This window comes from Arsukibacterium indicum (genome assembly GCF_019100565.1).
In the GTDB taxonomy this organism is placed as follows: domain Bacteria; phylum Pseudomonadota; class Gammaproteobacteria; order Enterobacterales; family Alteromonadaceae; genus Alishewanella; species Alishewanella indicum.
Window position 1 is genome coordinate 416,814 of the sequence record NZ_JAHRID010000003.1, and the last position, 20,807, is coordinate 437,620.

Below are 20,807 nucleotides of genomic sequence, written 5' to 3' on the forward strand. Positions count from 1 at the left end.
ATCATCCCTGCATTTAATCTGGCGCCGAGTTTAGAGTTAAGTAAACTTAAAGTAAATAAAAATCAGGTACAGACTGCTTGCGGGAAAATGTAACTACAAATTATCTGCAATAACCCTTTATAAGAAAAAAGCTGTACTACTATTCTCTGGTAGCGAATTTACTTTTTCATGTCAGGAGAAAGACATGGCTGATCTTTTATCAATTGCCAATATTGTTGCCATTTTTGCAGCTGTGGGCACAGCATGGCTTGGCATTGTCACCTACCGTCGGCAAAAAGAAATTGATCTTGAATATCATAAAGAACAGCTGGAACGTGAGGCTGTTACTGAATACCTTGCCTCACTTGATACCTTAATAAATCATGCGGCGTATTGTGAGGGGAGCGGAACACACGACCAAGCTGATAAAATACTGCTGTGCAAAAAAAATATTAATAAAATATACATCTATGCACCGGCAGAGGTTGTTGACGCGATGGATAAATTGCTGACAGAAGCTACAGAACTGGCCAGTGTTATTTCCAAAATTCCCAATGCTGAGATTTATGATGACGCTAAAGTAGCACTGTATGATAACGAGCGGGCTAAAACTCAGCATGCCTACCTGGAGGCAGTTAACGTTGTCAGAAAACATGTTGGTTTGCATAAACAACCGGTTGGCGCGGTTCAGTTGCTGTTGCTAGGCAAAAAATAACAGTTCAGGCCATTTACCATACCAACCGCTAGCCGGTAACTCTTACCTGCACTGCTAAAATTATTACCCCTCCCGTCATTAATTATGAACGATTTCGCCACGTTTTTGCTCTGTTATGCCTGGTTTTACTGGGCTGGAAAGCCGTTTACAAAGTGGTACCGGTATTGCTTTGTTATTTGCTTTAACCCGCACTTTGTGTGAAATGAGGAGATAGCTGATGAATCGCGGAAAAATAGTTTTGATCACCGGCGCATCCAGTGGCATCGGCGCAGCGACAGCTAAAAAAGTGGTAGCTGCAGGCCATAAAGTTGTTATTGCAGCCAGAAGCACCGACAAACTGAATGCCTTAGCCAAAAACCTGGGCTCCAATAAGGCGTTGGCGGTAACCGCAGGTGTATCAAAGCTGGATGACATTAAAAATGTAGTGGCCAAAGCCAAAGAGAAGTTTGGCAGAATAGATGTTGTGTTCGCCAATGCCGGCACCGGTCTGAATACTGCTGGCGTTGAAAATGGTGACCCGGATGAATGGCAAACCCTGCTTGATGTTAATGTCACCGGTTTATTGCTGACCGCAAAAGCCAGCCTGCCGGCACTAAAACAGAGCAAGGGCCATTTTATTTTAACCAGCTCTGTTGCCGGAAAAATAACCCTGCAAGGCTCGGTATACGGCGCCTCCAAGTGGTTCGCTTATGGTTTTGGCCAGAATTTAGCCGCCGAAATGAAAGAGTGGCAGGGTCGCTGCACCACCATTTGTCCGGGTATGGTCAATACACCGTTTTTTGATGAAGCCAAACCAGACAAGTTAGACCCGGATGATATAGCTGATGCCGTGCTGTTTGCGATATCAGCCAATCCAAGATGCGATGTACGGGAAATTACCCTGATGCCGACTAAATAACCGGCGTTGTTTTGTTACTTGCCAATACCTGAATATAGCGTGTACCTTAGCCTGAAAACACCGGTTTTTATCTGGCCAGTGGCAGTAACAATAATGATGAGATGATTATGAGACACAAGCTTTGGCTGAGCCTACTGGCATTTGCAGCACTTAATGGCTGCGCCAGTATGGATAAATCACAATGCCTGACGGCGGACTGGCGCACCATTGGTTTTGAAGATGGCGCCAGTGGTAAGCCTGAAACTGAAATCAGCCGCTACCGCCAGGACTGCGCAGACCATGGGGTTTCGCCCGATCTTAATGCCTATCGCCTTGGCCATCGCGCTGGCTCTGAGAACTTTTGCACCCAACGGAATGGCTTTAATGTCGGCTTACGCGGCGCCAGCTATCAGGGCAGCTGCCCTGCTAATTTGGCAGAACAGTTCCTTAGCGGCTATCAGGATGGTCAGCAACTGTATGGGTTACAGCAGGCTGTGAACAATGCCCGCTCAGCTATTGACCGGCAACATCGACAAATCAAAAACGTTGAAAAGCAGATTGCCATCCATACTGAGTTACTGGTTGCAGATGGCCTGGTAAGGGATGAACGCATCCGGTTATTAAATGAAATTGAAGCGCTGAAAGCTGAACATTATGATCTGATAAATCTGCTGCCTGAACTGGAGTGGCAATTGCAAAACTCAGAACAACAGCTACAACAAGGCGAGCAACAGTTTAATGCTTATCGATGAAGCGCAGTTTGATTTTTAAATCCGCTAAACAGGATGTGGAACATGGCAACAGCATTTAAAGAATACAAAATGATTTATATTGCCGAAGGCGGCTGTGGCACTATTTTTCTGGGGGCATCTGGCCTGCCGTTAAAAAAGGTTGAAGCCGAGCTCAATGCCCAGGCAGCACAAGGTTGGCAGGTGGTGTTTCAGCTGATTGAACAAAAACGCTTCTGGCTGTTCTGGACCCGTGAAGCCATGGTTGTCACGCTGGGCCGCTAAGATGCAGCGCTTGCTGTTGTGGCTTATTCGGCGCTATCGCAGAACCGGTGGTGGCATGCGCTGGTTTGGCATTGATTGCAATTATCAGCCCAGCTGTTCGGCTTACACCTACACCGCCATTAAGCGCTTCGGTGCATACCGCGGGGCAGTGATGGGCTGGCAAAGGATTAAGCGTTGTAACCGGCACGATAGTTTCTGTAAGTGTTTAGAACCGGTACCACCCGCTGGAGAAAAATGTAATGCTGAATCAGCAACAGGTTGATGACGAAGAGGAGCTGCTGCGGGAGCAGGTTGCCGCCCTGCCGGATGAGCAACGTAAAGTGTTTTATCAGCAGCTAAAGCCGCTGCTACGCGATCCTGATACCTACGCCACATTGAACTGGTGCTTTTTAGCCGGCCTGCATCATTTTTACCTTGGCCTGTGGGGCCGCGGCCTGGCTAATTTACTGGTATTTATTGTTGGTGCCGCCTTACTGTTTACTCCAATGATACTAGTTGGCATTGCGATGTTAGTGTTAATTTCGGTAATAGAATTGTGGGCGCTGTTTCGCGCCCAGATTATTATTCAGCACTGGAATAATCAGCTAATCCGTCGCTTATTGCAGCGCCAGCTGTTTAGCAACGATAAACCTTAAAAACGCTCTACCACCTTAGCCTGCATGGCCGGGTCAGCAAAATTCAGATCTACCGGCTGCTCCAGAATTATCTGCCCTTCAACCACAGCGTCTGCCGCAATATGCAGGCTGGGCTTATTGTTATTGCTCCAGCCAAAAAACGACTTTTTCTTACCCGGTTTTTTAAATATCACGTCACCTTGCACCACCGTATTACCGGCCAGTTGAATATCGCCGTTTACCGTACTGATATTCTGCGCCAGCTGCGCATTGTTAAAGGTAATGTCGCCGTTGACGGTCATCACATCGCCGGTAATCCGGGCGTTGTCTTTGGTTGAGATTTCACCATTTACGGTGCTCAGGCTGCCACTAACAGTAAAATTGCGGCCGGCTTCAATGGCACCGTTTACGGTTTCAGCACTGTCAATAGTCACATCGTCGCGAATCGCAATACTGCCATTAACCAGCGATACAGTTTTAGCACTACTGTTACTGGCCATTTGCACACTGCCGTTAACCAGTGACACATTACCATAGTGCTCACCACTGCCTATCACAGCGCTACCCATCACTTTGTCGATATTGCCATAGGGCGCATTGGCAGCTGCATTGCTGAACACACCGCTAGCCATAACGGTGGCGGCAACGAAAGTGGTAACAGCAGCAAATTGAGAGAATTTCATTGTTATTTCCTTATTGGTTAATTATTGCTGTTAACTTTGCAAAGGCTTTGCCAAAAATTAACCAATTGATATTAATAGAATTAATATCAGAGGCGTTATCCTGGCAAATCTGATTAGGCTATTATTTAGTGAAAAACACTACTTATTAATATGCTCCGGCATGGCAAAGCGCATCAGGGGGCAATTCTGGCTAACACGGTAGCCGGAGCGGTGAGGGGCAACGCCAGAATGGCGGCTTCGCCAGAGGCAGGAAAGTAACCGGTAAGCGCAGTAAAATTAACCTGATGACTAACCAAAACCGTTGGTTCAGGTAGCTTCGCCACAGCGAATTGCGCTAACAGGGCGTCAGTTTGCTGCTGCCGATCGCCACGGCCGGCAAAAAATGAATTTAATGCCGGTAGCGGTTGCACCGAAGCGATATTCATTAAGCGGGCCGTATCGAGGCAGCGGCACCACTGACTGCTGTACAGCGCAATATCTGCTGAAGTTTGTTGGCGTAAGACCTCTCCCCATTTTTGTGCCTGTTGTCGCCCGGCAGCATTTAAATTGCGCTGGGTTTTGCAATCAGTCAGCACAAAGCCGGCCGGATCGCCGGTACCGGGCGCTAAGGCATGACGCATTATCAGTACCGCCCTGCCATCGCGCCATGCCTGCCAGGCTGCATCATTAGCGGTGCATAAAACGGGCAGTAAACCAAGCAACAGCATTAACGTTCTCATATCGTGCCCTCTGTATTGGTTGCTTAAACGCTATACGTCAGGATCCTGTGACAGGTTCTGTCGCTTCCATTGCCCTTAAAATATAAATTTACCACAAGGTAATTTTAGCGTTATTATTTTGGCAGTCTTTGTTAACGGAGAAGCAGGGTGAAAAAAATAGTCTTGTCGTTATTGTTCAGTGGCAGTGTGTTGGCCAATTCTTCACAGCAGGAACAGCAAATTAATATGATGCTGGCCATGATGGAAAATATGGGAGAAATGACCCGCCTGGCCGAATGCGTTGATATACCCAAAACCCGCCTTAAAAGTTTGCTGCAGCAAACCTTAACTGAATGTGGCATAGGCGATATAACCGCAGAAGAATCAGAGCAGCAGCACACAGCTTGCCTGCATGCCAGCCTGGAGAGGCGTAGTGGCGTGCCAGCAGATCGTTGGCTGGCATGTGACAACAGTGATGAAGAACAGGAAGACCCGTTACTGGCAGAACTGGATGCACTAACTGAACGGATTGGCGAACGCGAGCCGACTGCCGCTGAGCAACGAGAAATGGACCAGATTATTGAGCGTATGCAACAGCGCGGCGTGGCTGAACTGGAACAAATGGTTGACGGCATGATTGCCGGCAGTCAAGGCTCAGAAGATTTAGTTACGCTGCCGGTGTTTCCAGAAGCGAAGCTGCTGATAAATATTCCGGCACAAGGTGAAATTGAAATTGCAGAAAAGCGCTACGTTACTTTACCCGGCGCATCTTTTGTTACCACAGCAAGCCCGGCCGAAGTGCTGGCGTTTTATCGCCGGCAGCTACCCGACTATCAGGAACACAGGCCATCTTTAATGGCGGCAACCGACGTTGCTTACATGCAACAGGTTCCAGCTGGTTTTGACTACGTGAAAGATGTTGGTCGGGCAATGAGCATCCCACACATTTTTATTCAGCCTGCATCTAAGCAGGAGCAGCGACAGCTTGCCGGCGCTAAAACACTGTTTTTTGTTTACTACCCATCCGCTGATTAAGCACTAATCGTCCTGGTCCGCGGCAATGCGGGCCCGACGTTCTTCCGCTTCAGCAAAGGCGGCTTTGATTTGCTCCAGCACAGCGTCGACATCGGCGGCGCTGTCATCGGCAGTAAATTCGCCGGTTAATACCACATCAGGGTGCAATTCACCGGCTTCATATAATGCCCAGATCTCGCCGGCATAATGGGTTTGCAGCAACTGGGGGGCATACTGGCCATAATAATCACGCATATTATTAATATCGCGTTCCAGCATCCACTTAGCATTGTTATTTGCGGCGGCGTCCACCACCTGCGGCAAATCGATAATAACCGGGCCGTAATCATCTACCAGCACGTTAAACTCTGACAAATCACCGTGAATAAGCCCCTCACACAGCATCATTACCACGTATTGCATCATGGTTGCATGATCGGCCAGGGCAATTTCCTCAGCCATGGCTACATCGCCTAAGCGCGGCGCCACCATGCCTTCATCATCGCATACCAGTTCCATCAGTAGGACGCCGTCATAGCAGCCATAAGGCTGTGGCACCCGCACGCCGGCTTTGGCCAGCTTAAATAAAGCGTCGACTTCGGCGTTCTGCCAGCTTTGTTCCTGCTGGGCCCGGCCAAACTTCGAGCCTTTTTCCATGGCACGGGTACGGCGGCTGTTGCGGCTTTTCCGACCCTCCTGATATAACACCGCTTGTTTAAAGCTGCGTTTATCGGCTTCTTTATACACTTTGGCGCAGCGAATATCCTCGCCACAACGGACGATATACACTGCGGCTTCTTTGCCACTCATCAGTGGCCGGATAACTTCATCCACCAGCCCTTCTTCGACCAGCGGCTGAATACGTTTCGGTATTTTCATAGCGCCGTTATACCCTAGTTAATCACCGCAGGGAATATGTCAGCGCCAGCCTGACGTTAAAAAAGTCAGGTTTCAGTAATCCATTACAACTCAGCTCAGAATCGCTCTGCTGCCATACAACATAAATATGGCCAGCGCCGCCAGCAGCAGCACTGTAAACGTCAGGATCATGCCAAAAACCCTGAATTTCAGTGGTTCCTGTTGCTGGCTCACACCGTAGGCATGCGACAACCGCCCCACAAGCAAAGCAACACCCAGAATATGCAGGTACAACGGTGCCAGGCCACTGTATTCGGCCAGAAACATCAAAAGCAAGGCAAAGGGCACATATTCGGCAAAATTAGCATGCACCCGGATCGCCCGCTCAAGTAATATCTGGCCATCACTGCCTATTGCTACCTGATACTGATTTCGTCTGGTAATAACCCTGATACTTAAAACAATAAACAAAATTGCCAGTATGCCGGCGTATAAAGCGGTTGTCATTGCGCGATATCCTTATTAAGCAGCAGGCGAATTGCCTTACTCATGGCTAGCAGTATAACCACAACTATTATTTTATGCCGCACTACCTGGCAATACCCGCTGTTTCAGCTTAAGCAGCAATAACTGTAGTGGCTTTACTTATTGTGCCTGTTCGGGGTAACCTCTTGGCAACAAATGTTTAAATCCGCTAACTAAAACAGATAGGAAGTTGCATGGCCGTTTTAAAAACCTTAGCCCGCGGTACCGGTAAGCTGATAATAGGTTTATTGCTACTGATAACAGCGTTCTATCTGATTTTGCTGGCCATTAACTGGCAGGACGCTAAACCCAATGCCGCCAGCCTGCATATGCAAAGCCTGCTGCAACAACCGCCAATACCGGCAGCGCAAAATGGCTATCAGTATTACCTGGCTCACAATGCCAAAAATGAGCTGCTGCTAAGCGGGCCGCTGCAAGAACTATATCGCCAGTGCGGCGAAGCACAGTCTTGTCACGACGCGCTGGATTCCCAAACCGATTTAACTGCGCTGATTGCAGAGCAGCATCAGCTAATGACGTTTTACACAGAATTGCTGCAATACCCGCATTGGCAGGAGCCGCCACCGACTCTGGATACCATGCCTGCCTATCAGGGACTATTGCATGGCCAGCGTTTATTTCTATGGCAAACCTGGCTGGAAGCTAAAAACGGCAATATTGAACAGGTTAACGCTGCCCTACAGGCAGATTACCAGTTCTGGCATACCATGCTGACTAACAGCAATAGTCTGATCACCAAGATGGTCAGTACAGGCGCTCTCAAGCACCATTTTCAGTTTGCTCCCGAGATGATAAAGCAACTGCCCAAAGCCCAACGCCCAGCGGTGGTACCGGCAGCCTGGGCGAGTGCCATTAGTGATAATGCGTTGAGTCTTGAGCTGGTGATGGCGGGTGAATGGCATTATGGAGCTGATATTTTAGCGGACACCTTGCAAGGTAATCCTGCTGCAAGCGAGAATCTAAGCGTTGTTGAGAGGATTTTTGATGGTTTAGTTCGCCCGCTTTTTCTGCTGCAAGATACCAAAAACGTTCACGCACAGCAGCTTTTAAATCAAGATGAACAGCCAACTTACCCCTGGTATAGCTGGCTGCGCAACCCAAGTGGCAGGCTATTAATAGCGACCAGTGTTCCATTTTATTCTGACTACAAACAGCGGCTGCAACAACTTGAACCATTGCGCTTACAGGCATTACATCAGGTTGATTGACAGACTAAGATACATTGCAACTGGCCACGTCACTAATTTGCTGCTGTAGCTGGCGGGCCATCTCTCGCAATTGAATCAGCTGTTCGTCGTCCATAGCAACCTGACAACGCAGTGCCTGCATCACACCGCTGACTTTTTGCTGCAACGCCCGGCCCTTTGTTGTCAGTACCACCTGTTTCACCCTCTCATCATCCTGACTGGCCACCCGCTGCAGCAACTGTTTTTGCTCCAGCTTTTTGACTAATGGCGTTAAGGTGCCAGAATCAAATAATGTCGCCCGGCCCAGGGTTCCCAGGCTGATATTGTCTTGCTGCCACAAGGCCAGCAAGACGACGTACTGCGGGTAAGTCAGGTCAAATGGCTGCAATAGCGGCCGGTACAGCCGCACCATCGCGTTGGAAACACTATACAAGGCGAAACACAATTGCTGATCCAGTGGCAGGGTTTGGCTCATTTCAGGGTCCGGGTTGGCAAAACAATGGTTGATATTATAACGGCGAGGAATTAGATAGTACACAATTAACTTGCACGCAAGATTGTTGCATGCTAACTTAGCTGAAACTGAAGATCATTTAACGTTAACTAAGGAGTTACTATGGACATTCTTTATAAAGCAGTTGTTACCTCTACCGGTGGCCGGAATGGCGAAGCAAAATCCGATGATGGTTTATTGAATGTAAAATTATCTGCCCCGAAACAACTTGGCGGTGATGGCGGTGCCACTAACCCTGAGCAACTTTTTGCTGCTGGCTATTCTGCCTGCTTTATTGGTGCATTAAAGGCCGTTTCGGCGAAGAGCAAAACCAGCCTGCCTGATAACTTAAGCCTTACTGCTGAAGTAGGCATTGGCAAAATTGAAGGCGGTTTTGGTTTAGACGTTGATTTATATGTAAAACTGCCTGGTATGGACCAGGCTGCCGCTGATAAATTGGTTGAACAGGCGCATCAGGTATGCCCGTATTCAAATGCCACCCGGGGTAATATCGATGTGCGATTGCACGTGTCGGTATAAACACTGACTAAATGAAAAAGCGCAGGCTCTGGCCTGCGCTTTTTTATGTGTATCGTAATGAACAGCCTTACTATTGGCAGGCTCCTACCTGCCAGAAACTGCCGTCAGCTGACGAGAGTGTGGTTATGCCCCAGGTAGAGCCGGCCATTGCCGCGTTACTGCCGTTAGCGAAATAGTCCGGAGTGTAGAAGTTGCCGGTACTATATGCCCGCCCTGCCACTTTATGGCTGTAGTTGTTAGTAGTAAAGGCCACGCAATCAGCTGGCGGTGGCGGCGGATTGCCGTTATCACCATCATCTTCGCCATCACCCGGGCCTGCAGCACTGCAACTTTGCGCCGGGCCAAAGCAGCTGGCGTCATTATCCTGCCAGCGACACTGACTACCGGTAATCACCTGCTCGCGCAGCACAAAGCTGGCGGTGCCATATTCCAGGTAACAATTGGCATAATTGGTGTAGTCCAGCCGGCTGGCACTGATATGCTGGTCTAATGTAGCGTTCTGGCCGGCATCAATGCTAAATGTCAGCTGCTCAGCACTGAACAAGCCGCCCTGATCGGTGGCGGTAATTAGCGCAGTTTGCTCACCACCCGCCAGCTGGCAACGCTGTGCACTGAATAGATCACCGTTGATGCTGGCAGTAACAGTCGCGCTGGCAAACTCTACCGTTACCGATGCCAGATCGCGATTTGAATCAAACACCCGGCCACTCACCACAGCGCACTGACCATCAACCGCAGCTGCCAGCTCAGACAACTCTGGCGCAGTAGCCGGTGGTGGCGGGCCAATTAACAACTGCTCAGTATAGGGTGTACTGACCAAACCGCCGCTATCGGTTGCCGTTACGTTAAGTTGATACCAGTCATCATTCAGTGCCGGGCTGCTAAGGCTGAAACTACCGGTAGCAGCAGGTGTGGTACTAACCAGTTGTTGCTGGCCGACACTGTCGGTAAAGCTGGCGGTTACGGTTACAGCATCACCATCAGCGTCATTAGAAGTGCCTGCTATCGTTACGATGCTGGCTTGCTGGCTGACGTTAATATTGGTCAGCTCAGGGGCACTATTGCGATTCACCCGCTGATTATTATCCTGAAAGTATTGGCCCAGATAGCTTGCATAGTTAATGCTGTTACCATTGATATATGAGCCACTGGCGCCCTGACCACCAGACCAGGCATGATCAACATTATTAAACCACAGCATTGATACCCGGCCATTCTGCCACAGGGTTTCATCCGCCGTGCGGCTGCTGCCATTACTGATCAGGTTTTCACCACTGAGCTTACTGACATTATATAAGTCGGCCATGCCATTGGCATTTTGCTCGTTGTAACACAGGTTAACTGTGGTATCGCTGCGACCATGAGCAATAGAGGCAATTTGCGTGTCGAAGTGGCTGGCATAACTGCCGGCATACTGGGCACAGCGGCTGGCGACGTTGGCGGTTTCACAGGGGCCAATAGCACCACTGGAACTGGTGCCGATACTGGGCCCGGCACTCACTCCCATACCAGCAAACACATCGGGCGCCAGGCAAGCCGTGGTATTGGCAAAGGCGGCACCGGAAGATAAACCGGCAATGTAGACCTGATTGGGGTCTATCTGATAACTGACATCTGCTACCAGGTTATTAGCCAGGGTGATCAGGTTTTTATAGTCACCGGCACTGCGCGCTTTAGTACCCTGCCAGTAAGACCAACAACCAAAGCCGGCTTTGTTCATCGCGTCCGGCACAGCAATGACCAGGCCGTACTGTTCAGCGGCCTGGGTTAAATTAGCAGTTAAATAAGCGTCAATTGACTGGGTGCAACCATGTAGCACCACCAATAAGCCACGACCCTGACCAATGGCAGAAACACTGTCTGGCGTATATAAATGCACTTTGTTAAAACCGCCGACACTGACATTTTGCTGCCAGCTACCGGCAACTGCAGACTGACTGAGTAAACCAGTGGCAATGAGCACGCCGGCCAGCATTATGCCGGCCCGGTTAAAAGCTTGAATTTTCACGTCTGTTGTTCCTTATCATTTTTGTAGTTTAAGTGAACACCTCAGCGACGCTACTTCTCCCTGTTTCGACTTCCGATCCCCGTTAGCAAGCTGGGGTGCCAACCAACTATAGAAGCCAATACGCAAATTCGATTTAGTACTTTAGTGCTGCTTAAGTGGTTTAAGGAGGGAGGTACCGACTCGCCAGCCCGGCCGGAATAACGTAAACTGCCAGCAAAGTAAGTTACTGCAGTCACTATGACCACTATGACAAAATCAGCCCAGCTGCACCCTCGCAACCCACATCAGGGCCGCTATGACTTAGCGACGCTAAGCAAGGGCTATCCACCGTTACTGGTGCATTTGACTGTCACCCCTGGCGGTGAGCAAACCATTAACTTCAGTGAGCCCGCGGCGGTACAAGCGTTAAATGCTGCCCTGCTGCAGCATTACTATCAGATTAACCACTGGCAACTGCCGCCAAATTATTTGTGTCCACCCATTCCGGGGCGGGCTGATTACATTCACTATGCCGCAGATTTGCTGGCAGGGCCCGCTGGCGTACCTACCGGTAAGCAAATCAGCATGCTGGATATTGGTTGTGGCGCCAACCTTATTTACCCGATGATTGCCAGCCGCAGCTATGGCTGGCGTTGTGTCGGCACCGATATTGACGAATTAGCATTAAAAGCCGCGCAGCTGATTATTGATAGCAATCCGAAATTAAACGGCCAGATAACCCTGCGCCGCCAGCCGGATAGCAACAGCATCCTGCGCGGCATCATTAAAGCTGGCGACACCTTTGCGTTAACCGTCTGTAATCCGCCGTTTTATGGTTCGGCTGCCGAAGCAGCCGCGGCTAATCAGCGCAAGCGCACTAACCTGGGGCTCAATGACAACCCCCAGCAACGCAATTTTGCCGGCCAGCATCATGAACTATGGTGCCCGGGCGGCGAGCTGGCGTTTATCAGGCAAATGATTAAAGAGAGCGTTGAATTTGCAGAGCAGGTTGGCTGGTTCAGCAGCCTGGTGTCACAGCAAAGCCACTTAAAAGCCCTGCTGGCTGCAGCGCGCCAGGCCGGCGCAGCTGAGATAAAACAAATTAACATGCAGCAAGGCCAGAAAAGCAGCCATCTGCTGGCCTGGCGTTTTAACATCGCCAGACCAGACTGCATTTAAGGCTGGGTTACCCGACCCATAAATAGTATTGCGCCTGTGCTTTGCTGGCGGATCATAAAGATAAACGGCCGATCGATGCGCAGTGCCGCATATTCCGGGCTGGAAATAACGCCGATAACAGCGCTGGTGGCGGCAGCAGCCTCGGTACCAGTTTCATCTACACTGATCACCGCCTGATGCATGGCATTGTCTACAAACAACTGGTTAGTGTCGGATATAGCGGAAAAGTTGGCAGAACCCGGACTGAACGCTTCCTGCATACCTAACTGCTGCAGCGCAGCTTTTAATGGAAATTGCGTTGCTAAGGTAAATTTGGGCAGATGTAAGTCAACCAACCGGTCTTGCATCAGCGCACGGATATCAGCAATTGCTGCAGCATCGATACTTGCTTCAAACTCTGTAAAATTTCCTGTTTCAGGTACCAGAATCAGCATTTCAAGTGCCGGATTTTCATAGGGTAAACTTATTGCGGTATAGCCTGAGCCCTGGTGATAAGGTAGCCGCATTTGTGACTGATACATTAAAGGCACCTGACGCTCCGTTCCATCGAGCAGAGTAAAACTGGCGTTTGCCGTATTCGCTGCTGTAAAAACCTGATACCAACGCGCCTTAAAATATATAGTATTCACTAACACCAGCGCGGTGTCGCTGTTAACACTGCCATCAGGCAAAATCTGACTAATCCGGTTATTGGTCAGCTGGGCCACCCATTGGTTTATTTGCTGGCGGGCCAAGGCAGCCTGCACTTTAAAATCGGCGGTATACAAGCCACTGTCATAATGCCGGGCAAGCAAATCCAGATATCCCGGTTTAACCACAAAAGATTTTTCAACAAAGGCAGCATTATTACTGTACAGAGCAAAAGGTGCCTGGTGATCGGCGATTTCCTGCTTTAGTTTAAGAGCATAGGCATTAAATGTCTGATGCAGTTGCGCCGGCATCTGAGTAAATTGCAGCGCTGCGGCCATTTCTGTTGCCGTCTGCCCGGCGGCACCAGCATACAACATTGCCATTGCTGTAGAGATACTGTGTGGTGAGAAGAACAGGTTGTTATCAGCGCTAATCTGCTGCTGATACAGCTGCAGGGCAAACTGATTGTTATCCTGTACCAGCTGTTGCAACTGGCCATCACTGGCAGCCGGCGTTAGCTGATAAGATAAAGCTGAACGCAGCAAAGTAATACCGGGCGCAACCGCTACGGGTTGATCATCTTCCTCAGCAATAGTGTCATCGCTACTATTACAGCCGAACAGTAAACCGGCAAAAATCAATAAAAGCCAAACACGCATGGGCAACCCCTCCTGCAGGGCCAAAGGTCGGGTCAAGTATAGAAACAGCAACGAGGGTATGTCGTAAAAATTTGTTAACTCAGAGAGGCATTACCAGCGGGCGAAATGGTCTTCTGCCAGCCCCTGCTGGCCAATACAGTGAATTTGCTGGCCGTCACTAAGGGTTATCGTGCCATGCCAGCTGCCACAGTATTGGCGGAAATTACTGGCCAGCAGCCCCAGGTTCAGCCGCTCCTGCCGCTTGGCCGCCGGAATAAACTGCAATTGTACCGCGCCACATTGGCTAACCAGCTGCCACGGCGTATCTGGTTTAAGCCTGTTAAAGCGAAAATGCACGGCTGGCAGTAAATAACGTTTATCATTTACCCAGCAGCAGTTTTCAGTGGCGCCGGTTTCGTTAACCCCAGCCGCCAGATTAAAACCAATTTTATCGCTGCCGCTATAACCGCTTAAACTACCCCAGCGCCAGCTGGTTTCCCGGCGCATATAACCTGCCGAAAAATCATAGCCGCCCAGCGCTGCGGTTACCGCAACAGGCTGTTGCTGCAGTTGAATATCACCTGTTACCCGCAACGCATTATGTTTTTGAGTGTAAGTCCAGCCGTTGTAGCCAGTGGGTAAGCATAGCGCCAGCGGTTCGACGATGTGGCCGGGGCTTAGCAGCAAATCTGCGTTAAGTTGTTTACTTTGTAGCGCCAGCCGCCAGCTATAGCCGCAAGGCTCGATGCGAATACTGTTATTCCCGCCTGTTAGGCGCGCCACTCCTGCGGTGGCCGAGGCACTCATCTGGCTATGCCGGCCTAGCGGTTGCAATAGTTTAAACTCGGTTAAACTGGCCGTGCTGCGCTGATAAAAGTACGCAAAGCCAGAGCACAGGTAGCGGATATCGGCAATCGCCGCCGCCAGAATCCAGTCCGGATGGCTGACACTGACAAACTGAAACTGCTTGTAATGAGCCCAGCGCGCCAACCCGGATGCAGGCTTATCCATCGCAGTGCGATAATCAAAATCTGCTACACCCAGCTCAGTAACCGGCAGATCGAAAACGCCAAACTGTGGCTGACCATCGGCCTGAATAAGCCTGAAAGGTGCAGGTTGCGGGTTAATTTCAGGCTGAACAGAGGCGATCATGGTAATTCCTGAACTAAATATTAGTTGTTCAATCTAAGCTTAAACGCAGGGCTAAGCAGCCGTATATTGTAACAAAACATGTAGTTCAGCGATTTTACCCGACTTTATAGGCGGTTAGCGCCACACTACCCCTTTATTTATTAATTGCCGTTTTGCTACGATTTTGCTAAATTTTAGCCCTCTTGAAATTACATTTACCTCGCTGATTTGTTAACAACTTAACAAGCATCGTGGCCCTTCATTTTTAGTTAATGGTGGTAAGGATAACCATGTTTAAACGCAGCTTACTGGTATCAACCGTTATTTTACTCACTGCCTGTGGTGGCGGTGGTTCTGGCAATATCGGCGGCGGTGGCGGCTCGGGCGGTGGTAGCGGAGTTACCCCACCCACCTGGACACCCGGGGTATTTGCGGCAGAAAGTAACTTTAAAAATTACTGTGCCTCGCCACGTAGCGGTACCGATCCGTATAACAACAACCAGCCTTACCCGGACCGGGCAGGCACCAGCATGCATGAGAAAATGTGGTTGCGCTCCTGGAGCAATAATACGTATTTATGGTACCGCGAGCTGCCTGACAATAACCCGGCCAATTTCTCGGTACTGGCATTTTTCAATCAGCTGAAAACCGATGAGTTAACTGACTCGGGCGCTGAAAAAGATAATTTCCACTTTTCTCAAAGCACGGCAAGCTACAAGCAGCAAACCCAATCGGGCGTTAGCTCAGGCTACGGTATTACCTGGTCATTTGGCAGCACAACGCCACCACGCTCACTCATTGTTGCTTATACCGAGCCAGATTCGCCGGCCGCCAATGCCAATATATTGCGGGGCGCAGACTTACTTGAAGTAGACGGTATAGACTTTGTCAACGACAACACTAACGCCGGTGTTAATGCCATTAATGCTGCATTATTTCCGGAAAGCGCCGGTGAGCAGCATGAGTTTGTATTTTTAACCAATGATGGTGAAACAATAACGGTTACCATGACCTCTGCCGATGTGGCCAGCAGCCCGGTGCAGAATGTGCAGGTACTGGACACCGCCGCTGGCAAGGTCGGCTACCTGCAGTTTAACAGCCATATTGCCCTGGCTCAGCCGCAGCTGATTAGCGCCGTTAACAGCTTTGCGGCGGCGAATGTTAATGAGGTAGTGCTCGACTTACGCTACAACGGCGGCGGCTTACTGGCACTGGCTTCGCAGTTCGCTTATATGGTCAGTGGCGATGCGATTATCCAGGATCGGATTTTCGAGAAAACCATTTTTAATGATAAGCACCCGAACCGCGATCCGGTAACCGGCCAGACATTAAGCCCGATGCCATTTTATGGTTTTGAAATTGACTATGAAGCCGGCCGGTTAACCAGCACACCACTACCAGAATTGAACCTGAACCGGATTTTTGTATTATCTACCGGAGATACCTGCTCGGCCAGCGAAGCCTTTATCAACGGCTTACGCGGTATCGATGTTGAAGTTATTCTGATTGGCGATAAAACCTGTGGTAAGCCTTATGGCTTTTACCCAACCGATAACTGTGGCACTACCTACTTTACCATTCAGTTCAGCGGCGCCAACGCCAAAGACTTTGGCGAATATGCCGATGGCTTTTACCCAACGCCAAACCCGATCTTTGCAGCAGATGTACCGGGCTGTCAGGTGGCTGATGATTTCTCGGCCCAGTTAGGCGACCCGGCTGAGCGGATGCTGGCCAGCGCACTGCACTATGCCACTTTCGACAGTTGTCCGGTTGGGGTAGCTGCCCAGAGCCTGAGCCAGCAGCAGCGCGTTAGCGACGATAGTGGTCTGAGCATTCAGCGTCAGGATCCAAGAATGCAGGCCTTTATTCTGGAAAATAAACTTAACCAGCCTATAAAGCCGGCGCAGGATAACCAATAATGCGTTGCACCATACAAATAAGCGCCAGCCTGCTGGCAGGCGCTTGCTTACTGACAGGCTGTAAAATAACACCGGCTGAGCCACAGCCCGCCCTGCTTACCAATATGAGCCCGGCAGTAAAAGTTGAGTTACAGCAGGCTATTGTTGAGCTGATTGGTGGCCAGCCGGTAAAGCTGGCTGACAATGCTTTTGCCACGCGGCATCAGTTGTTTATTGAGCAGGCAATATTGCGGGATGAAAAGGGGCTGCCGATTATGGGGCGCCATAGCCAGCCGGCAATATTACTAGAACTGCAGCAGGCTGATAACCAGTGCCGGCTAAGCCATCCGGCCAGCGGCAACAGTGTTGCTTTAGTTAACAGCCAATGTCAGCCGGCCGCTACTCCAGAGCAATAGGTTACTACGCGCTTACGGTTTTATCTGATATTTACCGTTTAAGCGCGGCGGCGGAGGCAAAAAACATCAGATAAACCAGCCTGGAGTTCTCCGGCGTGGTACCAAAAGATTCGCCGGCTGAATGCCATAACCATGGCCGCAGTAAAATAAGCCGGTTATAACGCATTGGGATCCGGTGGGTCATCTCCCATTTCGAGTCATCATTCGAGTCGGTTTCTAACAGGTCTGAAATCCATTTTTTTGCAGAAGGCGCACCAAAGCGCTGCAATGATTCCTGATCATTGTAAGGAACCCGCTCAGTATTAGTGGCTTTATGGCGGAAAAACTCGGTGCCGCCTTTGCAATCTTCCGGGCGGGACATATACAAAATACCCGACCAGTGAGAGCTGTCGACATGCACCTTCGCCGTACCCACATCGTTGGCTGAGGCCAGCCGGAATTTACCATGCGCCTGGTTATGGGCCATTGGCATTAAAGGTTCACCTACCAACCTGGAGACCTGCTCATTTAACCCTTCCAGGTTTAAACGCTGCGCTGAGTTTCGGCCTGGATAAGGGCCCTGCGCATCGGGATAGTTTAAACTCAGCCCGGCATCACGTAGCTGATGCGGGTTGTCCAGAAAGTCATCTACAACAATAAATGAAGTTGGCACGTTACCATTCCTTTGTTATTTTTTGTAGTGCCAGTCTAGGCCGTTCATCAATAGCAAATCAACCCGCTTAGGCCATTTAATGAACCTTACCTGCAACCTGCTCGATATCATGCTGCAGCTTTTTACGCAGGCCAAGGCTAAAGCTAATTTCGGCCACCACAAATAACGGCCCGACAAACAGCCCGACGATATCATCGACAAAAGCCGGCTTTTTGCCTTCATAGTAATGGCCGATAAACTGCAACACCCAACCAATCACAAACAGTGCCAGCGAACTGCCAAGCCAGACAGCAAAAGGCTGGGCTGCCAGATAGGTTGCCAGGGCAAAACAGCTGCCACTAAATAGCAGCATTACCAGGCCAAAGCGGAGATCAAGCCGGAAGTAAAACAGTGCCGTGGCAACAAACAACAGTAGCGCCGGGGTCAGCATTACGCCCGCGACACTGAACAGCGGCAGCGACAACAAGCTGAAAATGGCCACGACAATTAACGGTATGCCAATGTAATGGGTTTTTATATTACGCTGGTCGCGATGATACAGCGCATACTGGCTTAAATGTTCAGTCAGGTTTTTCATCTTTATTTACTCCGGTTCGCGTACTAAAAGCGCTTAACGAATACTGCTTCAATAAGATTGGTCGTTTAACAACCGTATCAACACTGCTCTAAAGCTATTATTCAAAAGATACTACTATAAAAACTGTTGATACTGGCACTCAATTGTTAATTTATTCCTTTTCTAGTTACAACGCAAAAAAGTCCGCCATTAACACGGACATACAACCCCACTGGGCTATGCTTAAGCAGCTAACTTTCAATGGGAATTAACTGATGCTGAAATATGTTGTGGTCGTCGCTGCTATGTTGCTTTGCAGCCTGAGTTTGCACGCTGCACCCGGGCTGATTTATATAACAGATGTAAAGGTGTTTTCCGGTAAAGACCTTAGCCTTACCCCACCGCTTACTGTGGAAATTGCCGGTAACACGATTAAGCAGTTGCACCGCGAGCCGGTAACACCCGCTGCAGGCGCTACCGTTATTAATGGTGCCGGCCATACCCTAATCCCCGGTTTAATTGATGCCCATGCCCATCTAACTTTTGCTGCAGCCCCGCAAATAGCAGCGCTGACCGGCGATGTCGGTTTTGTCCACCACCTGGCAGGCCGTGAAGCCGGTGCCATGCTGCTACGTGGCTTTACCTCAGTGCGTGATGTCGGCGGTCCGGTGTTCGGCCTGAAACAAGCGATTGATCGCGGCGTGTTGAGCGGCCCGCGAATTTTCCCATCAGGCGCGCTTATTTCTCAAACCGGCGGCCATGGTGATTTCCGTTTGCCAACCGATATACCGCATGACACAGGCCTTAGCCATACCGAACGGATTGGCGCGGCCGCCATTGCCGATGGTAAAGACGCGGTACTTAAACGCAGCCGCGAGCAACTGATGCTGGGTGCCAGCCAGTTAAAACTGATGGCCGGTGGAGGGGTATCATCCTTCTATGACCCATTAGACGTGGCACAGTATACCGAAGAAGAAATGCAGGCAGCAGTGCAGGCAGCCGAAAACTGGGGCACCTACGTTACCGTACACGCCTATACGCCAAGGGCGATGCAAATGGCTATTCGGGCCGGTGTGAAAAGCATTGAACATGGCCAGCTGGCTGACGAGGCTACAGTAAAGTTAATGGCAAAGCAGGGAGTCTGGTGGAGCCTGCAGCCGTTTCTGGATGACCAGTACGCCAACCCGCAACAGGGCGAAGCGCGGCAAAAACAATTGCAGGTAAGCAATGGTACCGATCGCGCCTACAACCTGGCAAAAAAACACAAGGTGCAAATTGCATGGGGCACTGACATCTTGTTTTCACCCGGCAAAACGGCTAATCAGAACGCCCAGCTGGTAAAAATGCAACGCTGGTTCAGCCCGGCTGAAGTGCTGAAAATGGCCACATACGACAATGGCCGGCTACTGGCATTGTCTGGCGAACGAGTGCCTTATCAAGGCAAGTTAGGCGTGATAGAGCCGGGTGCTCTGGCCGACGTCTTATTAGTAAAAGGGGATCCGCTAGTGCAATTAGAGCTGCTGGCAGACCCCGTTCAAAATCTGCTGCTGATTATTAAAGACGGCAAGATTTATAAAAATAATCTGTAGGCTAATAATTAGCATCCCATAGCTTTTTTACTGCCGCACTACCAAACCATAGCCGGTAGGGCGGTAGCCCAGGTGCCAATGGCGGTTGCCACTGATAAAGGGGTTGTCGTGGCCCATATGCTGGCGGGTTCGCTGGTTTAACTGCTGTTCGGCTGTGCTTACCGGGTCAAGCTTATGCCAGGCCATAAACAGTTGCTGCTGGGCGCGGGACAGGCTCAGGTTGTATTTATCGGCCATATAAAAGTAGGTACGGGCGATATCGCCCCTTACCTGTTTTGGCGGCTCGAATACCTTTTGCTTAAAATCGACCTTTACCGGGCAGGCCCCGTGCTGCGCAGGGGCGGCAGGTAGTATGCCAAAACGGTAATTACTGCGATCGCCATTTACCTCGCCAATTGCCGGTACCAGGTTATACAAATCCGCTTCCATTAACCGGAAAATACTGTCGGTTTTCACGCAGTTTTTCCGGCCACCGTTTTGCCAGCACTGACGTTGATGGCCAAAATGGTGGGCTGGCATCACATGCTCCCATTCAATCCGGCTGGCGCGCGGGCCATTTTTCCGTATTTGATAACCGCAACTATTCAAATCGGGAATGCCTTTATTACCCTGCCAACGAATAGTGCAATCACAATAGAAACTGGTCGACTCTGGCGCGTGAATGCGCTGCGCCAGTTTTTTTGCCTGATCAAAATTAGCCGGGGCGGCCTGGGCGAGGCTTGATAACAGCAGCAGTAAACTGCCACCAGCAAACGATTTAAACTTCATTCACTACCACTTACTTCAGTGAAAACTGCTAAAACCTGACTATAACCTGACCCGGCCAGTTTGAATACGTCATTTCGCTGCAGCAACCGCAACGGTCTGACCGCCGGCGTTCCCATTATTTATAAACTGTAAACAAATTGTCATTT

At 49.9% G+C, this 20,807-nt stretch carries 24 protein-coding genes; 13 read left to right on the top strand and 11 right to left on the bottom strand.

Annotated elements, in window-relative coordinates:
• Positions 1-184 precede the first annotated feature (184 nt).
• From KQY15_RS09130 to KQY15_RS09155, 6 genes are all read left to right on the top strand, one after another.
• Positions 185-694 carry a hypothetical protein gene (locus KQY15_RS09130; RefSeq protein ID WP_217668878.1) on the top strand — a complete coding sequence of 170 codons (510 nt, stop codon included), beginning with the start codon at positions 185-187 and terminating at the stop codon, positions 692-694.
• 217 nt (positions 695-911) lie between these two features.
• Positions 912-1,592, top strand: a complete 681-nt coding sequence (locus KQY15_RS09135) for an SDR family oxidoreductase (RefSeq protein ID WP_217668879.1) — start codon at positions 912-914, stop codon at positions 1,590-1,592.
• A 107-nt stretch (positions 1,593-1,699) separates the two neighbouring features.
• The gene (locus tag KQY15_RS09140) at positions 1,700-2,323 is read left to right on the top strand and encodes a DUF2799 domain-containing protein (protein ID WP_217668880.1); all 624 of its coding nucleotides are present in this window, start codon (positions 1,700-1,702) and stop codon (positions 2,321-2,323) included.
• A gap of 42 nt (positions 2,324-2,365) precedes the next feature.
• Positions 2,366-2,584, top strand: coding sequence for a DUF4177 domain-containing protein (locus KQY15_RS09145; RefSeq protein WP_019676344.1), 219 nt, complete (start codon positions 2,366-2,368; stop codon positions 2,582-2,584).
• A gap of 1 nt (position 2,585) precedes the next feature.
• Positions 2,586-2,846 (top strand): membrane protein insertion efficiency factor YidD, encoded by a 261-nt coding sequence (gene yidD / locus KQY15_RS09150; protein WP_217668881.1) that lies wholly within the window; start codon positions 2,586-2,588, stop codon positions 2,844-2,846.
• Entirely contained in the window at positions 2,824-3,219 is a 396-nt protein-coding gene (locus KQY15_RS09155; RefSeq protein ID WP_217668882.1) for a TM2 domain-containing protein, read from the top strand. The genes yidD and KQY15_RS09155 overlap by 23 nt, the downstream gene beginning before the upstream one ends.
• On the opposite strand, the gene KQY15_RS09160 is transcribed toward KQY15_RS09155, so the two are convergent.
• Both KQY15_RS09160 and KQY15_RS09165 read right to left on the bottom strand, forming a co-directional pair.
• Positions 3,216-3,881 (bottom strand): DUF4097 family beta strand repeat-containing protein, encoded by a 666-nt coding sequence (locus KQY15_RS09160; protein ID WP_217668883.1) that lies wholly within the window; start codon positions 3,879-3,881, stop codon positions 3,216-3,218. The two genes, KQY15_RS09155 and KQY15_RS09160, sit on opposite strands and share 4 nt — an antisense overlap.
• Before the next feature lie 173 nt (positions 3,882-4,054).
• Positions 4,055-4,600, bottom strand: coding sequence for a histidine phosphatase family protein (locus tag KQY15_RS09165; protein ID WP_217668884.1), 546 nt, complete (start codon positions 4,598-4,600; stop codon positions 4,055-4,057).
• A 147-nt stretch (positions 4,601-4,747) separates the two neighbouring features.
• Between KQY15_RS09165 and KQY15_RS09170 the strand changes: the two genes are divergently transcribed.
• On the top strand, positions 4,748-5,614 hold the full coding sequence (locus tag KQY15_RS09170; protein WP_217668885.1) for a hypothetical protein: 867 nt from the start codon (positions 4,748-4,750) through the stop codon (positions 5,612-5,614).
• Positions 5,615-5,617: 3 nt separating this feature from the next.
• Here KQY15_RS09170 and KQY15_RS09175 read toward each other — a convergent pair whose 3' ends face one another.
• Positions 5,618-6,472 carry a PA4780 family RIO1-like protein kinase gene (locus KQY15_RS09175; RefSeq protein ID WP_217668886.1) on the bottom strand — a complete coding sequence of 285 codons (855 nt, stop codon included), beginning with the start codon at positions 6,470-6,472 and terminating at the stop codon, positions 5,618-5,620.
• Between the two features lie 90 nt (positions 6,473-6,562).
• Positions 6,563-6,958: an MAPEG family protein gene (locus KQY15_RS09180; RefSeq protein WP_217668887.1), complete on the bottom strand. Its 396-nt coding sequence runs from the start codon at positions 6,956-6,958 to the stop codon at positions 6,563-6,565.
• A 212-nt stretch (positions 6,959-7,170) separates the two neighbouring features.
• Here KQY15_RS09180 and KQY15_RS09185 point away from each other — a divergent pair, with 212 nt between their 5' ends.
• Positions 7,171-8,205 (top strand): hypothetical protein, encoded by a 1,035-nt coding sequence (locus KQY15_RS09185; RefSeq protein ID WP_217668888.1) that lies wholly within the window; start codon positions 7,171-7,173, stop codon positions 8,203-8,205.
• Between the two features lie 4 nt (positions 8,206-8,209).
• Here KQY15_RS09185 and KQY15_RS09190 read toward each other — a convergent pair whose 3' ends face one another.
• Positions 8,210-8,659 carry a MarR family winged helix-turn-helix transcriptional regulator gene (locus KQY15_RS09190; protein WP_217668889.1) on the bottom strand — a complete coding sequence of 150 codons (450 nt, stop codon included), beginning with the start codon at positions 8,657-8,659 and terminating at the stop codon, positions 8,210-8,212.
• Between the two features lie 141 nt (positions 8,660-8,800).
• Between KQY15_RS09190 and KQY15_RS09195 the strand changes: the two genes are divergently transcribed.
• Positions 8,801-9,217, top strand: coding sequence for an organic hydroperoxide resistance protein (locus tag KQY15_RS09195; protein WP_217668890.1), 417 nt, complete (start codon positions 8,801-8,803; stop codon positions 9,215-9,217).
• Between the two features lie 70 nt (positions 9,218-9,287).
• Here the strand turns inward: KQY15_RS09195 and KQY15_RS09200 are convergent, their stop codons facing one another.
• Positions 9,288-11,225 carry an extracellular catalytic domain type 1 short-chain-length polyhydroxyalkanoate depolymerase gene (locus tag KQY15_RS09200; protein WP_308160236.1) on the bottom strand — a complete coding sequence of 646 codons (1,938 nt, stop codon included), beginning with the start codon at positions 11,223-11,225 and terminating at the stop codon, positions 9,288-9,290.
• A 237-nt stretch (positions 11,226-11,462) separates the two neighbouring features.
• On the opposite strand from KQY15_RS09200, the gene rlmF reads away from it, so the two are divergent.
• Complete coding sequence (gene rlmF, locus KQY15_RS09205) at positions 11,463-12,383, top strand: 23S rRNA (adenine(1618)-N(6))-methyltransferase RlmF (RefSeq protein ID WP_217668891.1); 921 nt, start codon at positions 11,463-11,465, stop codon at positions 12,381-12,383.
• On the opposite strand, the gene KQY15_RS09210 is transcribed toward rlmF, so the two are convergent.
• On the bottom strand, positions 12,380-13,672 hold the full coding sequence (locus KQY15_RS09210) for a serpin family protein (RefSeq protein WP_217668892.1): 1,293 nt from the start codon (positions 13,670-13,672) through the stop codon (positions 12,380-12,382). The two genes, rlmF and KQY15_RS09210, sit on opposite strands and share 4 nt — an antisense overlap.
• Positions 13,673-13,762: 90 nt before the next feature.
• The gene (locus KQY15_RS09215; RefSeq protein ID WP_217668893.1) at positions 13,763-14,803 is read right to left on the bottom strand and encodes a DUF2804 domain-containing protein; all 1,041 of its coding nucleotides are present in this window, start codon (positions 14,801-14,803) and stop codon (positions 13,763-13,765) included.
• A gap of 269 nt (positions 14,804-15,072) precedes the next feature.
• Here KQY15_RS09215 and KQY15_RS09220 point away from each other — a divergent pair, with 269 nt between their 5' ends.
• Together KQY15_RS09220 and KQY15_RS09225 are read left to right on the top strand one after the other, a co-directional pair.
• On the top strand, positions 15,073-16,701 hold the full coding sequence (locus KQY15_RS09220) for a S41 family peptidase (protein ID WP_217668894.1): 1,629 nt from the start codon (positions 15,073-15,075) through the stop codon (positions 16,699-16,701).
• Positions 16,701-17,096 (top strand): hypothetical protein, encoded by a 396-nt coding sequence (locus KQY15_RS09225; RefSeq protein ID WP_217668895.1) that lies wholly within the window; start codon positions 16,701-16,703, stop codon positions 17,094-17,096. Before KQY15_RS09220 ends, KQY15_RS09225 begins: the two co-directional genes overlap by 1 nt.
• Before the next feature lie 31 nt (positions 17,097-17,127).
• Here the strand turns inward: KQY15_RS09225 and KQY15_RS09230 are convergent, their stop codons facing one another.
• Both KQY15_RS09230 and KQY15_RS09235 read right to left on the bottom strand, forming a co-directional pair.
• Positions 17,128-17,748: a DUF6445 family protein gene (locus KQY15_RS09230; protein WP_217668896.1), complete on the bottom strand. Its 621-nt coding sequence runs from the start codon at positions 17,746-17,748 to the stop codon at positions 17,128-17,130.
• 76 nt (positions 17,749-17,824) lie between these two features.
• Positions 17,825-18,325, bottom strand: coding sequence for an Mpo1 family 2-hydroxy fatty acid dioxygenase (locus tag KQY15_RS09235; RefSeq protein ID WP_217668897.1), 501 nt, complete (start codon positions 18,323-18,325; stop codon positions 17,825-17,827).
• Between the two features lie 254 nt (positions 18,326-18,579).
• On the opposite strand from KQY15_RS09235, the gene KQY15_RS09240 reads away from it, so the two are divergent.
• Entirely contained in the window at positions 18,580-19,893 is a 1,314-nt protein-coding gene (locus tag KQY15_RS09240; RefSeq protein WP_217668898.1) for a metal-dependent hydrolase family protein, read from the top strand.
• Between the two features lie 27 nt (positions 19,894-19,920).
• Here the strand turns inward: KQY15_RS09240 and KQY15_RS09245 are convergent, their stop codons facing one another.
• The gene (locus tag KQY15_RS09245) at positions 19,921-20,661 is read right to left on the bottom strand and encodes an endonuclease (RefSeq protein ID WP_217668899.1); all 741 of its coding nucleotides are present in this window, start codon (positions 20,659-20,661) and stop codon (positions 19,921-19,923) included.
• Positions 20,662-20,807 lie beyond the last annotated feature (146 nt).

Bases quoted from the DNA above. Each gene is read 5' to 3' on its own strand.
- KQY15_RS09130 (WP_217668878.1), top strand. From the start codon at position 185: ATGGCTGATCTTTTATCAATTGCCAATATTGTTGCCATTTTTGCAGCT.
- KQY15_RS09135 (WP_217668879.1), top strand. From the start codon at position 912: ATGAATCGCGGAAAAATAGTTTTGATCACCGGCGCATCCAGTGGCATC.
- KQY15_RS09140 (WP_217668880.1), top strand. From the start codon at position 1,700: ATGAGACACAAGCTTTGGCTGAGCCTACTGGCATTTGCAGCACTTAAT.
- KQY15_RS09145 (WP_019676344.1), top strand. From the start codon at position 2,366: ATGGCAACAGCATTTAAAGAATACAAAATGATTTATATTGCCGAAGGC.
- yidD (WP_217668881.1), top strand. From the start codon at position 2,586: ATGCAGCGCTTGCTGTTGTGGCTTATTCGGCGCTATCGCAGAACCGGT.
- KQY15_RS09155 (WP_217668882.1), top strand. From the start codon at position 2,824: ATGCTGAATCAGCAACAGGTTGATGACGAAGAGGAGCTGCTGCGGGAG.
- KQY15_RS09160 (WP_217668883.1), bottom strand. From the start codon at position 3,881: ATGAAATTCTCTCAATTTGCTGCTGTTACCACTTTCGTTGCCGCCACC.
- KQY15_RS09165 (WP_217668884.1), bottom strand. From the start codon at position 4,600: ATGAGAACGTTAATGCTGTTGCTTGGTTTACTGCCCGTTTTATGCACC.
- KQY15_RS09175 (WP_217668886.1), bottom strand. From the start codon at position 6,472: ATGAAAATACCGAAACGTATTCAGCCGCTGGTCGAAGAAGGGCTGGTG.
- KQY15_RS09180 (WP_217668887.1), bottom strand. From the start codon at position 6,958: ATGACAACCGCTTTATACGCCGGCATACTGGCAATTTTGTTTATTGTT.
- KQY15_RS09185 (WP_217668888.1), top strand. From the start codon at position 7,171: ATGGCCGTTTTAAAAACCTTAGCCCGCGGTACCGGTAAGCTGATAATA.
- KQY15_RS09190 (WP_217668889.1), bottom strand. From the start codon at position 8,659: ATGAGCCAAACCCTGCCACTGGATCAGCAATTGTGTTTCGCCTTGTAT.
- KQY15_RS09195 (WP_217668890.1), top strand. From the start codon at position 8,801: ATGGACATTCTTTATAAAGCAGTTGTTACCTCTACCGGTGGCCGGAAT.
- rlmF (WP_217668891.1), top strand. From the start codon at position 11,463: ATGACCACTATGACAAAATCAGCCCAGCTGCACCCTCGCAACCCACAT.
- KQY15_RS09210 (WP_217668892.1), bottom strand. From the start codon at position 13,672: ATGCGTGTTTGGCTTTTATTGATTTTTGCCGGTTTACTGTTCGGCTGT.
- KQY15_RS09215 (WP_217668893.1), bottom strand. From the start codon at position 14,803: ATGATCGCCTCTGTTCAGCCTGAAATTAACCCGCAACCTGCACCTTTC.
- KQY15_RS09220 (WP_217668894.1), top strand. From the start codon at position 15,073: ATGTTTAAACGCAGCTTACTGGTATCAACCGTTATTTTACTCACTGCC.
- KQY15_RS09225 (WP_217668895.1), top strand. From the start codon at position 16,701: ATGCGTTGCACCATACAAATAAGCGCCAGCCTGCTGGCAGGCGCTTGC.
- KQY15_RS09235 (WP_217668897.1), bottom strand. From the start codon at position 18,325: ATGAAAAACCTGACTGAACATTTAAGCCAGTATGCGCTGTATCATCGC.
- KQY15_RS09240 (WP_217668898.1), top strand. From the start codon at position 18,580: ATGCTGAAATATGTTGTGGTCGTCGCTGCTATGTTGCTTTGCAGCCTG.
- KQY15_RS09245 (WP_217668899.1), bottom strand. From the start codon at position 20,661: ATGAAGTTTAAATCGTTTGCTGGTGGCAGTTTACTGCTGCTGTTATCA.